Genomic DNA, 15,117 nt, shown 5'->3' with positions numbered 1-15,117 from the left:
CCTTGACCACCCCCACGGAGCCGCACGACGAGCCCGGCGGCCCCCGCCTGTCGCGGCGCGCCGTGCTGGGCCTCGGCGGGGGTCTGGCCGCGGCCGGCGTGGCCGTCGGCCTCGGTGTCGGCCGCGCGACGGCGCCCGGACCGACGGCAGCCGTCACCGCCGCCGCGGGCACCTACCCGTTCACCGGTGCGCACCAGGCCGGCATCGTCACGCCCGCCCAGGACCGGCTCTACCTCGCCGCGTTCGACCTCACGACGACCTCCCGCGACGAGCTGGTCGAGCTGCTGCGGCGGTGGACCACGATCGCCGTGCGGCTGACCCAGGGGTTGTCGGCGGGGCCGTTCGGGCCGGCGTCGGGACCGTACGACGCGCCGCCGGACGACACCGGCGAGGCCGCCGACCTGTCCCCCGCGGGCCTGACGATCACGTTCGGCTTCGGGCGGTCCCTGTTCGTCGGCACCCCCGGTCCCGACGGCACCCCCGGCGAGGACCGGTTCGGTCTCGCGGACCGGCTGCCCGGCGGGCTCGTCGCGCTCCCGCACTTCGCGGCCGACGACCTCGACCCCGCCCGCAGCGACGGCGACCTCGTGGTGCAGGCGTGCGCGGACGACCCGCAGATCGCGGTGCACGCCATCCGGAACCTGTCGCGGGCCGCGTTCGGCACCGCGACGATCCGGTGGACCCAGCTGGGCTACGGCCGGACCTCGTCCACGAGCACCGCGCAGCGGACCCCGCGCAACCTGTTCGGGTTCAAGGACGGCACCGCCAACGTCAAGGCCGAGGAGACCGACGCGCTCGAGGAGCACGTGTGGGTGCCCGCGAGCGCGGCGGACGCCGACGAGACCGACTCGGGCTGGCTCACGGGCGGCTCCTACCTCGTGGCCCGCCGGATCCGGATGCGCATCGAGACGTGGGACCGCACCTCCCTGCGCGAGCAGGAGAACCTGGTCGGCCGCACCAAGGGCGAGGGCGCTCCCCTGTCCGGCGGCACGGAGTTCACCGACCCCGACTTCACGAAGGAGGGCCGCGGCGGCGCGCCCCTCATCGCGGTCGACTCCCACGTCCGGCTGGCCCACCCGGACTTCAACGACGGGGTGCGGCTGCTGCGGCGCGGCTACAACTTCACCGACGGGAACGACTCGCTCGGACGCCTCGACGCGGGGCTGTTCTTCCTCGCGTTCGTGCGCGATCCCCGGACGCACTTCATCCCGATGCAGACCACGCTGTCGAGCAACGACACCCTCATGGAGTACCTCACCCACACGGGGTCCGGCCTGTTCGCGGTGCCGCCAGGCATCCCGGAGGGCGCGCTGGTCGCCGGCGAGGACGGCACGCCCGTGACCACCGACGACAGCCCGTTCGTGGGGCAGCAGCTGTTCGCCTGACGGCCCCGGTAGTCTCGCGCGCGTGACGACCACCCCGCCCGCCGGCACGCCCGTCCGCACCCCGCCCGACGCCGGCACCCCGACGCGCGTGTGGCTCGTCGCCCTGCTCACCGTGCTGTGCCTCGAGCTGGTCCGCGCCAGCGGCCCCCTGCTGGACCGTGCCTTCGCGGCCGGGGTGGTCAACGCCGCGGTGACCGCGCTCGGCACGTACGCAGCCGCGGGGGCAGTCGCCGCGCTGCTCCTGCTCGCGGCACGCCGCACGTCCGGCACTCCCGACGCCCGCACGCTGCTGGTCGGCGCCGTGACGCTCGCCGTGCTGCGCCTGCTCGTCCAGGCGCTCGACGGCGAGGCGCTGTTCGTCGTCGGCCTCGTCGCCGTCGCCGTGGCGGTGGCCGTGCTCACGCTCGCGGTGGCGTTCGTCGCCGGGCGTCCGGCGGGTGGCCGAGAGGCGGCCATCGGCCTGGTGCTCGGCTGCGGGCTGTCGGCCGGGCTGCAGCTGGTGCTCGGCACGTGGGACGCGGTGTGGCGCGACGGGTGGACCGGCTGGGTGGTGGCGGTGGTGCTCGCGGTCGGGGTCGTGGCGACCGCCCGCGGGCTGGTCGCGTTCACCGCGTCGACGGCTTCCGAGGCGACCGGGCGCCCCCGGCGGCTCTGGGTGCTCGGCCTGTTCCTCGCGCTGGCCGCGATGATCGTCGCCAACCCCGCGTTCGTGGCGTCGCAGACCGGCCTGGCGCTCGGCTGGGCGGGCCTGGTCGTCGTCGCCGCGAACAGCCTCGGCGCCCTGTCCCTGCTGCGGCCCGACCCGTGGCCCGCCGCCGTCCGCGTGGGGGCAGCCGTGCTGCTGGTCGCCGGCGTCGGCTGCGCGCTCTGGCTCACGGGCATCGCCGCGCTGGCGGCCGTCGTCGTCCTCCAGGTCTCGCTCGGCATCGTGCTCTCGGCCGCCCTCAGCGCCCACCGACCGGCGGCGCGCGGGATCACCCGGACGTCGGCGGCGACGCTGGTCGTCGGCCTCGGCACGATCGGTCCGCTGCTCCTCTACATGCTCGACTACGACGTCCCGCTGCCGGTCGACAACGTCTGGGTGATGGTGCTCGCCGCGCTCGGGCTCGCCCTGTCCGGCCTGCGCCGACGCACCCCCGGAGCGGTGCCCGCGCTGACCAGCCCGGACCGGCTCCCCCGGCGGATGAGCTCGGTGCGCCTGCTCGTCCTGCCCGCGCTGGTCCTGGCCGCGCTCGGGCTGGTGCCCTCGACGACGAGCACCACGGGCGCCGACGTGCCCGCCCGGGCGGACGACGAACCGCTGGTCCTCGTGGACTGGAACCTGCACTACGGCGTCTCGCCGCTGACCGCCGTCGACCTCGAAGGCATCGCGGTGGAGATCGAGGGGGCGGACCCGGACGTCGTCACCCTGCAGGAGGTGAACCGCGGCTGGGTGTTCGGGGGCGGCACCGACATGGCCACGTGGCTCGCGCACCGGCTCCAGATGACCGTCCACTTCGCGCCCGCGGCCGACCACCAGTTCGGCAACGCGGTGCTCGCGCGGTCCGAGCTCACGGACGCCGTCGTCCACCCGCTGCCGTACGGCGCCGGCCCGCAGAGCCGGTCCGCCCTGTCGACCACCCTGACCACGGCCGACGGGACCGCCCTGCGGGTGACGTCGATCCACACGCAGCACCGCGAGGCGAACACCCCGACCCGGCTGGAGCAGCTGCAGGCACTGGCCGACGCCGAGCCGGTCACCCCTCCGGCACTCCTCGCGGGTGACCTCAACGCCGAGCCGGGCTGGCCGGAGATCGAGCTGCTGGAGTCCGCGGGCTGGGTGGCGGCCGACTCGCAGATGCTCACCTCGCCGGCGGACGTCCCCACGGCCAAGATCGACTGGGTGTTCGGCCAGGGCGTGACCTTCATCCGCGGCTACGTGTGGGCCGCCCCGCAGTCCGACCACCGACCGTCGTCGGTGGAGTTCTCAGTCGACTGACGCGGGCCCGGTCGACTCCCGGACGACCAGCTCGACGCCGATGTGCACGGTCCCGTCGGGCCTGCTCGCGCGCAGGTCGGCACCCTCGATGAGCTGGAGCAGCAGCTCGGCGGCCGCGCGTCCCTTGCCGGCCGTGTCCTGCCGGATCGTCGACAGGCACGGGCTGACGTAGCGGGCGATGTCGGCGTCGTCGAAGCCGAGCACGGAGACGTCCGTCGGCACCCGGTGGCCCGCCCGGATCAGCCCCGCCTGGATGCCCGCGGCGAGCACGTCGGCGGTGGCGAAGACCGCCGTGGCGTCGGGGTGCTCTCGCGCGATCCGCTCCCCCGCGGCCAGTCCGTCCTCGTACGTGGTGTTGGCGGCCACCGTCACGGGGTCCGCTCCGAGGGCGTCGCGCAGCCCGTCGAGCCGACCGGTGACCACCTGGCTGCGCGCGTCCACCGGCCCGCAGAACACGACCCGGCGGTGACCTAGCGCCGCTAGGTGCTCGCCGGCCAGGCGCCCCCCGTCGATGTCGTCGGCCCGCACCGCGCCCGCGTGCCCGTCCCCCACCGACGCGTCGACCACGACCGCAGGGACGTCGTCCGGGATGTCGAGCGCGCGCAGCTCGTCGTCCGTGAAGCCCATGACGACCACCCCGTCGAGGTTCCAGCGCTGCACCGAGTCCTGCACCTCGCGGGTGTTCTCGACGGCACGGAGCATCAGGTGGTGGTCCCGCTCGCGCAGTGCGGCCTCGAGCGCGCCGGCGACGCTGACGTCGTGCGGGCTGCCCAGCAGGGCGGTGCCGTCCTGGCGTGCGGGCAGCAGCAGGCCCACCAGGCGGGTGCGTCCCGCGGCCAGGCTCTGCGCGGCGCCGCTGGGCACGTAGCCGCGCTCCTCGACGATCCGTTCGACCGTCGCCGCGGTGGCCGGTGACACGCGGCCGAGGTTGCCGTTGACCACGTTGGACACGGTCATCACGGATACCCCCGCCTCGCGGGCGATGTCCTTGAGTGTGACGCGCGGCACGGTTCCTCCTTCGACTCTTGACGCCGGATCGTATCTGCGTTTAGCGTTAAACGTATAGCGCTAAACCTCCCCGTGGACGACGCCGTCCACACCCCGAACGAGGAGCGACGATGACGTCTTCCGGCAAGGCAGCCGCGCTCGGCCTCGCGGCCGCGCTCAGCCTCAGCACGCTGGCCGCCTGCAGTACCGACGACGAGGGCTCGAGCGACGGCACGGTCACCATCGAGGTCGCGATGGACGTCGGCCTCGACGCCGACGCCATCGCGGCGTTCGACGCCCGCATCGAGCAGTTCGAGAAGGCGAACCCGGACATCGGCGTGGAGCACGTCGAGTACACCTGGGACGCGACGACGTTCGCCGCCGGGCTCGCCGGCGGCACGCTGCCCGACGTGTTCCCGGTCCCGTTCACCGACGGCCGTGGGCTGATCGCCAACGAGCAGATCGCGGACGTGAGCGCACTCGTCGCCGAGCTGCCCTACGCGGACAGGTACAACCCGAACGTCTCCCAGGCCGGCGAGGACGAGGACGGCGACATCTGGGCCGTCCCGATCGCCGCGTACAGCCAAGGCCTGCACTACAACCGCGCACTGTTCACGCAGGCCGGTCTCGACCCCGACGACCCCCCGGCCACGTGGGACGAGGTGCGCGAGGACGCGAAGGCGATCGCGGACGCCACCGGCCAGGTCGGCTACGCGACGATGACGCAGAGCAACACCGGCGGGTGGATCCTCACCACCCTGGTCAACGCGATGGGCGGATCGGTCGAGGACTTCGACGGCGAGACGGCCACCGCGACCATCGACACACCGGAGATGCGGAAGGCGCTCGACTACCTGCGCACGCTGCGCTGGACCGACAACTCGATGGGGTCGAACTTCCTCTACGACTGGGGCGGCATCAACCAGGCGTTCGCGTCGGGCCAGATCGGCATGTACGTCTCCGGCGGTGGCAACTACGGCAACCTGTTCACGCAGAACGCCCTCGACCCGTCGGTGTACGGCCTGACCGTGCTCCCCCTGGAGGGCGACGACGCCGGGGTGCTGGGCGGCGGCACGCTCGCCGCGGTGAACGCCAAGGCCACCCCGGCCGAGCAGGCCGCCGCAGTGAAGTGGATCGACTTCTACTACATGCAGAAGCTGTTCGACCAGGACGCCGCGGTGCTCGACGCGCAGACCTCGGCCGCGGCGGACCAGCCCGTCGGCGCCCCGCAGCTCCCGGTGTTCGACCAGGCCACGTACGCCGAGCAGCAGTCCTGGATCGCGGAGTACGTCAACGTGCCCCTGGAGCAGATGACCGGCTACACCGAGCACGTGTTCGAGCAGCCGCTCCTGGCTGAGCCCGCCCGGTCGACGCAGGACCTCTACGCCGCGCTGGACCCGGTGGTGCAGAGCGTGCTGACCGACCAGGACGCGGACATCGACCAGCTGCTCGACGCGGCGCAGACCCAGGTGCAGAGCCTGCTCGACCAGGGCTGACGCCACCCTGACCGGTGCGGCCGGTCGGCGGGACTCACTCCCTCGCCGACCGGCCGCACCACTGCCCGTTTGTCCCCCGCACCACCCGAGAGGACCCTCGATCACATGACGCCCCGGAAGCCCCTGCCCTCGCGCCCGGTCGCGGACCCCCGAGCGGTGGTCCTCGGGCCGCAGTACCGGATCACGGTGCTCACGGAGGGGCTCGTCCGGCTGGAGCACTCCCCCGACGGCGTGTTCGAGGACCGGGCGTCGACGTTCGCCCTGAACCGCGAGCTGCCGGTGCCGGACTTCCGCGTGATCGAGTCCGACTCCCACGTCGAGGTCCTCACCGCCCGGCTGCACCTCGTGTACGACCGCGGTCCGTTCTCCACGAGCGGCCTGAGCGTCTCGGTGCTGGGCGGCGTCAGCGCGTACCACTCGGTGTGGCGGTACGGCGACGACTCCCCCGACTCGGTCGGCCTCGGCGGGACCGCCCGCACGCTGGACCTGGCCGACGGCGCCATCCCGCTGGAGCCCGGCATCGTGTCCCGGCAGGGCTACGCGGTCCTCGACGACTCCCGCTCGATGGTGTTCGACGACGAGGGCTGGGTGGCGCCGCGCGACGGGTCCCGGACCGACCTGTACGTGTTCGCGTACGGCCACGACTACCGCGCGGCGATCCAGGCGTTCTACGCGGTCTCCGGCCCGACGCCCGTGCTCCCGCGGTTCGCACTGGGCAACTGGTGGAGCCGGTTCCACCGGTACACCACCGAGAGCTACTCGGCCCTCCTCGACCGGTTCGACGCCGAGGGGATCCCGTTCAGCGTCGCCGTCATCGACATGGACTGGCACGTCACCGACGTCGACCCCGAGATCGGCAGCGGCTGGACCGGCTACACGTGGAACCGGTCGCTGTTCCCCGACCCGGCGGCGTTCCTGGCCCACCTGCACGACCGCGGCCTGCGCGTGACGCTCAACGTCCACCCCGCCGACGGGGTCCGCACGCACGAGGAGGCCCACCCCGCGATGGCCGCCGCGCTGGGCCGCCCGCCGCAGGAGCCGATCCCGTTCGACGTCACCGACCGGGAGTTCCTCGACGCCTACTTCGACGTGCTGCACCGCGGCCTCGAGGCCGACGGCGTCGACTTCTGGTGGCTCGACTGGCAGTCCGGCCCGCACTCGCGCGTGGCGGGCATCGACCCGCTGTGGATGCTCAACCACTTCCACTTCCTCGACAACGCGCGCGAGGGCGGACGGCCGCTCACGTTCTCCCGCTATGCCGGCCCCGGCAGCCACCGCTACCCGGTCGGGTTCAGCGGCGACACCGTCATCTCGTGGGCGTCGTTGGCGTTCCAGCCGTACTTCACCGCCACCGCGTCGAACATCGGCTACGGCTGGTGGAGCCACGACATCGGTGGCCACATGTTCGGCGGCAAGGACGACGAGCTGGCCACCCGCTGGCTGCAGCTCGGGGTGTTCTCGCCGATCCTGCGCCTGCACTCGGGGGCCAACGCGTTCACCGCCAAGGAGCCGTGGACCTTCGAGCCGGCCGCGCGCGCCGTGATGACCGAGCACCTGCGCCTGCGCCACCGGCTCGTGCCCTACCTGCACACGATGAACCACCGGGCCGCGACCGAGGGCCGCCCGCTCGTCGAGCCGATCTACCACGCGTGGCCGTCGGCGTCCGAGGCGTACGACCAGCCGAACCAGTTCCTCTTCGGCAGCTCGCTGGTGGTCGCGCCGCTGACCAGCCCCGCGGACCTGCGCACCCGGTTGGCGTCGGTGCGCGCCTGGCTGCCCGCGGGCTCCTGGGTGGACGTGTTCACGGGGCTCGTCTACGACGGCGGCCGTGAGCTCCTGCTCCACCGCGACCTGTCGACCATCCCGGTGCTCGCACCCGCGGGCGCGATCGTGCCGCTCGACGCCGCCGAGGTGCCCGCCAACGACCCGGTGAACCCGCCGGCCCTCGAGGTGCTCGTGGTGGTCGGCGCGGACGGCTCGTTCACGCTGGTCGAGGACGACGGCTCCGCCTCCGGGACCGCGTCCACCCCGCTGTCGTTCTCGCAGTCCGCGGGCACGTTCACCGCGGGACCGGCCACAGGTGCGCTGGACTGCCTGCCCGCCACCCGGTCGTGGACCGTGACGTTCCTGTCGTTCGACGGCTCACCGGTCGTCAGCGGCTTCGCCGCCACGCAGACCCGGACCGGGGGTCGTGTCTCGGTCACGGTCGAGGACGTCCCGGTCGGCGCCACGCTCACGGTCGACGTCGGTGCGGACCCGCAGCTGTCGGCGAACGACGTCGGCGCGCGTCTGTTCGCCCTGCTCGACCGCGCGCAGATCAGCTACGACCTCAAGACGCGCATCCACCAGATCGCGACGTCCGACGCCCCCCTGACGGTCCGCGCGTCACACCTGCAGTCGCTCGGGCTCGATCCCGCGCTGGCCACCGCGGTCGGCGAGCTCCTCCTGGCCCGCTCCTGACGCAGCCGTGGGTGGTCGACCATGTCGTTGGCGCCGCTCAGCGACCGCTGAACGTGCCTGACGACATGGTCGACGGCCGAGCAGCGAGTCAGTCCTCCGCGCGGTGGTGCAGGATGCGGGCCACCTCGGCGATCGTGCCCGACATCGACGGGTACACGGTGGCGGTCTCGGCCAGCTGGTCGGTGGTCAGGCGGTGGGTCACGGCCACGGTCAGCGGGTAGATCGACTCGCTGGCGCGGGGCCCGACCACCACCGCGCCGAGCACGGTCCCGGTGGCGGCATGGGCGAAGATCTTGATGAACCCGTCGCGCACGCCCAGCATCTTGGCGCGCGGGTTGCGGGCCAGCGGCAGCATGCTCACGGAGTACTTGACGCCCTGCTCCTGCAGCCGCGCCTCCGACGAGCCGACGGTGGCGATCTCGGGCGACGTGAAGATGTTCGCGGACACACCGCGCAGCGACAGCGGCTTCACGGCGTCGCCCAGCGCGTGCGCCATCGCGAGCCGCCCCTGCATGGCCGCCACCGACGCGAGCGGCAGCACCCCGGTCACGTCTCCCGCGGCGTAGACGCCACGGACGTTGGTGCGGGAGACCTTGTCCACCTCGATGTGCCCGGACGGGGTCAGCCGCACGCCCGCCTCCTCGAGCCCGAGACCGCTCGAGGTCGGGATCGAGCCGACCGCGAACAGCACGTGCGACCCCTCGACCACCCGGCCGTCGGACAGGGTGACCTCGACGCCGTCGGCGGTGCGGCGCGCGCCCGCGGCACGGGACCGGGACATGACCGTCATGCCGCGGGTCTTGAACACGTCCTCGAGCAGCTGGGCGGCGTCGGCGTCCTCGCCGGGCAGCACGCGGTCGCGGCTGGACACGAGCACCACGTCGGCGCCCAGCGAGGTGTAGGCGCCGGCGAACTCGGCACCCGTCACGCCCGACCCGACGACGATCAGACGCGTCGGCAGCGTGTTCAGGTCGTACAGCTGGGTCCACGTGAGGATGCGCTCGCCGTCGGGTCGGGCCTCGTCGAGCGTGCGCGGGGTGGCCCCCGTGGAGACGAGCACGACGTCGGCGTCCAGCGTGAGGTCGTCGTCGCCCTGCGGGGTGGTCACGACGACCTTCGACGGACCCTCGAGGTGGCCGTGCCCGATGACGATCCTGACGCCCTCGCGCTCGAGGCGGGCGCGGATGTCGGCGGACTGCGCGGCCGCGAGCGCCTTGACGCGGGTGTTGACCGCGGCGAGGTCGATGCGGTGCCGCAGCTGCTCGAGCGTGCCGCCGACCGCGCCGGACAGCAGCGTGCCGTCGAGCCGGATGCCCAGCTCGGGGGCGCGGTCCGCAATGGTCATCCACTCGGCGGTGGCGATGAGGGTCTTGGACGGGACCACGTCGGTGAGCACGGCCGCACCGCCCATGCCGGCCGCCTCGACGACGGTGACGTCCGCCCCGAGCCGGCGGCCGACGAGGGCCGCCTCGTAGCCTCCTGGACCGCCGCCGACGATGACGACGCGGGGGGCGGCGGATTCCTGCGCGGGGGTGCTCACGGTCACCCATTCTGCCGGTCCCGCAGCGAGCGGCCAGGCGGACGGGGGGCGTTAGCCTTCGACCATGAGCGACGTCACACCCGCCCCCGACCTCGACGACCCCGCGACCGACCCGTTCGACGTCGCCCGAGCGGCCGCCGCGTACATCGCCCAGGCGACCGGCGTGGAGCGCCACCACGTCGCCCTGGTGCTCGGCTCGGGCTGGGGCGGTGCCGCGGAGCTGCTGGGCGAGACGGTCGCCGAGCTGCCCAGCCACGACGTCCCGGGGTTCGCCGCGCCGGCCGTCGTCGGGCACGTCGGCACCATCCGGTCCATCCGCATCGAGGGCACCGACCGCCACGCCCTGGTGCTCGGCTCCCGCACCCACCTGTACGAGGGCCGCGGGGTCCGCCGTGTGGTGCACGGGGTCCGGACCGCCGCCGCGGCGGGCGCGTCGACCGTGGTGCTCACCAACGGCTGCGGGGGCCTGAACCCCGCGTGGGGTCCCGGCACCCCGGTGCTCATCAGCGACCACCTCAACCTCACGGCCACCTCGCCGCTCGAGGGTGCGACGTTCGTCGACCTCACGGACCTCTACAGCGCACGGCTGCGCGCCGTCGCCCGCGAGGTGGACGCCTCCCTGGACGAGGGCGTCTACGTGCAGTTCCGCGGCCCGCACTACGAGACCCCCGCCGAGGTCCGGATGGCCGGGACGCTCGGCGGCGACCTGGTCGGCATGTCCACGACGCTCGAGGCCATCGCCGCGCGGCACGCCGGGCTCGAGGTGCTCGGCATCTCCCTGGTCACCAACCTCGCGGCCGGCATCAGCGCGGAGCCCCTCTCGCACGAGGAGGTCCTCGAGGCCGGTCGCGCGGCAGGTCCGCGGATCAGCGACCTGCTGGCGCGGGTGGTCCGTCGCCTCTAGGTGCAGCGGGCCCCGCGGCTTGAGTACGTTGGGCCCATGACCGGCGACGACGCATGGGCAGGCCTCGAGGCGCGGGTACAGACGTGGATCGACGACGACCCCGATCCGCAGACGGCGCAGGAGTTGCGCGACCTGCTCGACCTTGCCCGCTCCGCACCCCCGGCGATCACCCCCGGGCAGGAGCCCGACCCCACGCAGCGCCAGGCGCTCGACGCACGCTCGGCTGCCCGCGAGGAGCTGGCCGACCGGTTCACGGGCCTCCTGCAGTTCGGCACCGCGGGCCTGCGCGGCCGGCTCGGGGGCGGGCCGCACCGGATGAACCGCGCGGTCGTCATCCGCGCCGCGTCCGGGCTCGCCGACTACCTGCTGGGCGAGCTCGACGGGGTCAGCCCCCGCCCGCGCGTGGTGATCGGGTACGACGCCCGGCACAAGTCCGTCGACTTCGCGCGCGACTCGGCGGCGGTCCTGACGGCCGTCGGCATCGAGGTGCTGGTCCTGCCGTCGGCGCTGCCCACGCCCGTGCTCGCGTTCGCGGTCCGGCACCTCGGCGCGGACGCCGGGATCATGGTCACCGCCTCGCACAACCCGCCGCAGGACAACGGCTACAAGGTCTACCTGGGCGGCCGCGTGGTCACCGACTCCGGGCAGGGCGCACAGATCGTGCCGCCCGCCGACGCCGCGATCGCCGCCGAGATCGCGCACGTGCCGTCCGTGGCGTCGGTGCCGCGTGCCGCGAGCGGCTGGACCGTGCTCGGCCCCGAGGTGCTCGACGCGTACGTGTCCTCCGTCGTGGCGCTGGCCCCGACGGACGACGCCACGCGCGCGGCCGCGAAGAAGCTGCGCATCGTCCTCACCCCGCTGCACGGCGTCGGCGGCGCGGTCGCCCAGCGGGTGCTCGCCGAGGCCGGGTTCGCCGACGTGCTGGTGGTGCCCGAGCAGGCGGAGCCGGACGGCGACTTCCCGAGCATCGCGTTCCCCAACCCGGAGGAGCCCGGCGCCATCGACCTGGCGATCGGCCTGGCCAGCGACGAGGGCGCCGACCTGGTGATCGCCCTCGACCCGGACGCCGACCGCTGCGGCGTGGGCATCCAGGACCTGCGCCACCGGTCGTTCCGCGGCCCGGACACCGCCGAGGCGGAGGGCTGGCGCATCCTGCACGGCGACGAGACCGGGTCCCTGCTGGGGGCACGCCTCGCGTCCGCACCGCACCCGAACGGGTCGGCGTTCGCCAGCTCGATCGTCTCGTCGCGCCTGCTCGGCAAGATCGCGAGCGCCGCGGGCTACCGGCACGCGCAGACGCTCACGGGCTTCAAGTGGATCTCACGCGTCGACAACCTGGTGTTCGGGTACGAGGAGGCCCTCGGCTACTGCGTGGACCCGGCGCACGTGCGCGACAAGGACGGGATCTCGGCGGCGGTGCTGGTCGCCGGCCTGGCCGCACGCCTGAAGGCGGAGGGGCGCTCGATCACGGACGCGCTCGACGACCTCGCCCGCGCGCACGGCCTGCACCTGACCGACCAGGTCTCCGCGCGGTTCGCCGACCTCTCCCAGATCGGCGCCACCGTGCACAAGCTGCGCAGCCGACCCCCGAGGTCGCTGGGCGGGTCCCGCGTCACCGAGGTGGTCGACCTGGCGTCGGGGACCGAGGACGACCGGGACGGCCTGCCGCCCACGGAGGGCCTGCGGCTGCTCACCGAGGACGGGACCCGCGTCATCGTCCGGCCGAGCGGGACCGAGCCCAAGGTCAAGTGCTACCTGGAGGTCATCCTCCCGCTCGACCCGGCGGCGGACCACAAGGCGGTCGGGCACGCCCGCGCCGAGGCGCGCACGCGGCTGGACGCCGTGGCGGCCGACGTGCGGACCGCGCTGGGCATCTAGGAACCCGGGCTAGCGCGTCCGGGTGCAGGTGACCGCGGGGACCTGCAGGCCGGTGTCGCCGGGGGCGGTGCCCTGGAACCCGAACGACGCCGAGTCGCCGTCGCGCAGGGTGCCGTTGTAGCTCATGTTCTCCGCGGTCACCTGCGAGCCGCTGACGCCCAGCCGCGCGTTCCACACGGCGGTGATCTGCCCGCCCGCGGGGAGCGCCCAGCCCACCGCCCAGCCCTCCACGCCGGTGCCGCCCGCGGTGACCACGACCTGCGCCTGGAACCAGTTCTGCCCCTCCGAGGTCCAGTGGTTCGTGACCGTGTAGACCGCCGAGCACGCGCTCGCAGGCATCGGCTCCGGCGGCTCGACGCCCCCCTCGGTCGGGCCCGGGGGTGCGCTGACCTCCTGCGTCGGCGCCACCGGGGTCCTGGTCGGAGCGGGTGTCGGGGTGGGGGTGGCGGACGGTTCCGGTGTGGGCGTGGGAGTGGGCTGAGGTGCGTTGCTGAGGGTCAGGTCGGCGGCGGTGAACGGCGTCGGGGACGGGTTGACGTCCGGCACGCTGGTCCGCCCGTCGCACCAGCGTGCGGGATCGAAGCTCGTGTACGAGCCGGTGGTGCAGGAGAAGTCGACGGCCGCGTCGCCTGCCACGAGCACCGTGCCGCCGAGCCGCGCGGACGACCGGACCAACGCGACGTCGCGCACGACCGCGCTCCCCTCGACCACCGCACCGGCCTCGACCCAGGCGCGGCCCTCGATCCGCGCACCGCCCAGCACCTGCGCGTCCCCTCGCACCACGGCGTCCGGGCCCACGAAGGCGGTCGGGTCGACCGTCGCGGCGTCGTCCACCCAGCCGCCCCCGTTGGCGTGCCGGTGGCCGCCGTCCACGGGGGGCTCGGTGCCGTCGTCGGCCACGCTCGCCCCGTGCACGCGGAACTCGTAGGGGTAGCGAGCGACCTCGCCGAACCCGTCGCCGGAGCCGTGCGCGTGGTTCTGCGTCGGGGTGCCCACCACCACCAGGTACACCTCGCTCTCCCCGGCGCGCAGCGTGAGCTGGACCTCCTGGTCGAGGCTCTCGGTCACCGGGCTGTACCGGGGCACCCCGTTGCGCAGCACGACGAACCCGAAGCTCAGCCCGGCGTCGGGTGCGTCGTCGTGGCCGCGCAGGCGCAGGTGGATGTCCCGCACACCGGCGTCGGGCTCGAGGCGGACGATCGTGAAGCCGTAGTCGGACGGCGCGAACCCGTCGAGCACGCGGTAGTGCCCCGGGTCGCCCTCGACCGCCTCGACGGGGGTGGTCCGGTCCGCGAGCAGGACGGGGTCGAGGGCGTCGACGGCGGCGGCGATCGCTGTGCGGTCCGTGAAGTCCCACGTGACGGTGCGCAGCGCGTACTCGGCGACCCGCCGGTTGAGGTCCGCCTGCCCGAGGCCGGTGAGCCGCTGGTAGGCGCTCAACGGGTCCTCGCCCTCCTGCGCCTCGCGCCACATAGTCCCGAGCAGCTGCTCGCCGTCGCGCTCCGCCAGGTACTGCAGCAGCAGCCAGCCGCCGTCGCCCAGCCGCGGGCTCGCCCAGTGCAGCTGCGGGCTGCGCACCACGTCGGCAGGATCGCCGATCCCGCCCGGCGCGGCCACGGTCGCCAGGTAGGCGGCGCTGGCGGACCAGAAGGTGGCGGCGTCGTCGGACGAGAACCCGCGGCCGGGGGCGTCGAGGGACGCGAAGCCCTGCACCACCTCGGCGAAGCCGCGGGCGAGCTCCCACGACGGGTCGAACTCCGAGCCCCCCGCCGGCTCGGGCTCGCCGGTGGCGGGTGCCGTCGCGGACCGGTGCCCCCGCGCGGTCAGGGACGGCACGTCGACCCGGAGCAGGCCGACGCCGTCGGTCACCGATCCCGTGGCGCCGCGCAGGGGCTGGGAGAGCCCGCCCACCGCGGGGACGACGACGTCGCTCGTCGGCGCACCGGGGCCGTCGGACCAGGTCCCGTCGACGACGACCACGACCTTGTGCCGAGAGATCGCGCCGCCCTCGTCGACCACGCGCAGGTCGTGCACGTCCAGCGCGTACAGCGCGTCGAGCTGGGCGACGGCCCGCGCCGGGTCGAACCTCAGCTCGGCTGGCGCCGTCGAGGGGTCCGCGCCCGCCCGGTCTCCCCACGCGAGGACGACGTCCTGCCCCTCGCGGACATGAGCACGCTGCCACGCCTCGGTCCACGCGGTCGGGACCACGACGGTCTTGTCGGAGCGGAGGTGCCGCAGGGTCGCGCCGGTGCCGACGCCGGCCAGGAGGGCGACCAGGACCACGACGGCGACGATCCCGCCGCGTCCGCGTCGCCCCATCCGTGCTCGTCCCCTCGCCGTGACGCACGCCGTGCGCGCACCCGAGGACTCGGGCCCGCCGCACGGCCGCCCCACTGTCGCCGACCACCCCGGTCGAGTCAATTGGGGGCAGAAGTACCGAACGGGTGATTCTGCCGACCCCGGCGTGCGGCTGCTCATATGAGCAAAGA

9 protein-coding genes are annotated in these 15,117 nt (G+C 74.1%); 6 read left to right on the top strand and 3 right to left on the bottom strand.

The window, feature by feature from the left end; genetic code table 11:
- The first annotated feature begins 2 nt into the window (after positions 1-2).
- Positions 3-1,385, top strand: coding sequence for an iron uptake transporter deferrochelatase/peroxidase subunit (gene efeB / locus ASD18_RS19120; protein WP_056096143.1), 1,383 nt, complete (start codon positions 3-5; stop codon positions 1,383-1,385).
- A 22-nt stretch (positions 1,386-1,407) separates the two neighbouring features.
- Complete coding sequence (locus tag ASD18_RS19115; RefSeq protein WP_056096139.1) at positions 1,408-3,363, top strand: endonuclease/exonuclease/phosphatase family protein; 1,956 nt, start codon at positions 1,408-1,410, stop codon at positions 3,361-3,363.
- Here ASD18_RS19115 and ASD18_RS19110 read toward each other — a convergent pair.
- The gene (locus tag ASD18_RS19110; protein ID WP_200938643.1) at positions 3,352-4,371 is read right to left on the bottom strand and encodes a LacI family DNA-binding transcriptional regulator; all 1,020 of its coding nucleotides are present in this window, start codon (positions 4,369-4,371) and stop codon (positions 3,352-3,354) included. The two genes, ASD18_RS19115 and ASD18_RS19110, sit on opposite strands and share 12 nt — an antisense overlap.
- Before the next feature lie 110 nt (positions 4,372-4,481).
- Between ASD18_RS19110 and ASD18_RS19105 the strand changes: the two genes are divergently transcribed.
- Complete coding sequence (locus ASD18_RS19105) at positions 4,482-5,846, top strand: ABC transporter substrate-binding protein (protein WP_056096133.1); 1,365 nt, start codon at positions 4,482-4,484, stop codon at positions 5,844-5,846.
- A 105-nt stretch (positions 5,847-5,951) separates the two neighbouring features.
- Positions 5,952-8,306 (top strand): glycoside hydrolase family 31 protein, encoded by a 2,355-nt coding sequence (locus tag ASD18_RS19100; RefSeq protein ID WP_056096130.1) that lies wholly within the window; start codon positions 5,952-5,954, stop codon positions 8,304-8,306.
- Positions 8,307-8,394: 88 nt separating this feature from the next.
- Here ASD18_RS19100 and ASD18_RS19095 read toward each other — a convergent pair whose 3' ends face one another.
- Positions 8,395-9,852 (bottom strand): NAD(P)H-quinone dehydrogenase, encoded by a 1,458-nt coding sequence (locus ASD18_RS19095; RefSeq protein WP_056096127.1) that lies wholly within the window; start codon positions 9,850-9,852, stop codon positions 8,395-8,397.
- Positions 9,853-9,910: 58 nt separating this feature from the next.
- On the opposite strand from ASD18_RS19095, the gene ASD18_RS19090 reads away from it, so the two are divergent.
- Positions 9,911-10,750: a purine-nucleoside phosphorylase gene (locus tag ASD18_RS19090; protein WP_056096124.1), complete on the top strand. Its 840-nt coding sequence runs from the start codon at positions 9,911-9,913 to the stop codon at positions 10,748-10,750.
- Between the two features lie 36 nt (positions 10,751-10,786).
- Positions 10,787-12,628 carry a phospho-sugar mutase gene (locus ASD18_RS19085; RefSeq protein ID WP_056096120.1) on the top strand — a complete coding sequence of 614 codons (1,842 nt, stop codon included), beginning with the start codon at positions 10,787-10,789 and terminating at the stop codon, positions 12,626-12,628.
- Positions 12,629-12,637: 9 nt separating this feature from the next.
- Here the strand turns inward: ASD18_RS19085 and ASD18_RS21795 are convergent, their stop codons facing one another.
- On the bottom strand, positions 12,638-14,947 hold the full coding sequence (locus tag ASD18_RS21795; RefSeq protein ID WP_056096117.1) for a DUF6055 domain-containing protein: 2,310 nt from the start codon (positions 14,945-14,947) through the stop codon (positions 12,638-12,640).
- Positions 14,948-15,117: the final 170 nt, after the last annotated feature.

Source organism: Cellulomonas sp. Root137 (assembly GCF_001426725.1).
Taxonomy (GTDB): Bacteria; Actinomycetota; Actinomycetes; order Actinomycetales; family Cellulomonadaceae; genus Cellulomonas.
The sequence above is the reverse complement of the archived record's forward strand: the minus strand, read 5'-3'. Positions and strand labels throughout refer to the sequence as shown.

Excerpts from the sequence above, each read along its gene's own strand:
- ASD18_RS21795 (WP_056096117.1), bottom strand. The coding sequence starts at position 14,947 with ATGGGGCGACGCGGACGCGGCGGGATCGTCGCCGTCGTGGTCCTGGTC.
- ASD18_RS19085 (WP_056096120.1), top strand. The coding sequence starts at position 10,787 with ATGACCGGCGACGACGCATGGGCAGGCCTCGAGGCGCGGGTACAGACG.
- ASD18_RS19090 (WP_056096124.1), top strand. The coding sequence starts at position 9,911 with ATGAGCGACGTCACACCCGCCCCCGACCTCGACGACCCCGCGACCGAC.
- ASD18_RS19100 (WP_056096130.1), top strand. The coding sequence starts at position 5,952 with ATGACGCCCCGGAAGCCCCTGCCCTCGCGCCCGGTCGCGGACCCCCGA.
- ASD18_RS19105 (WP_056096133.1), top strand. The coding sequence starts at position 4,482 with ATGACGTCTTCCGGCAAGGCAGCCGCGCTCGGCCTCGCGGCCGCGCTC.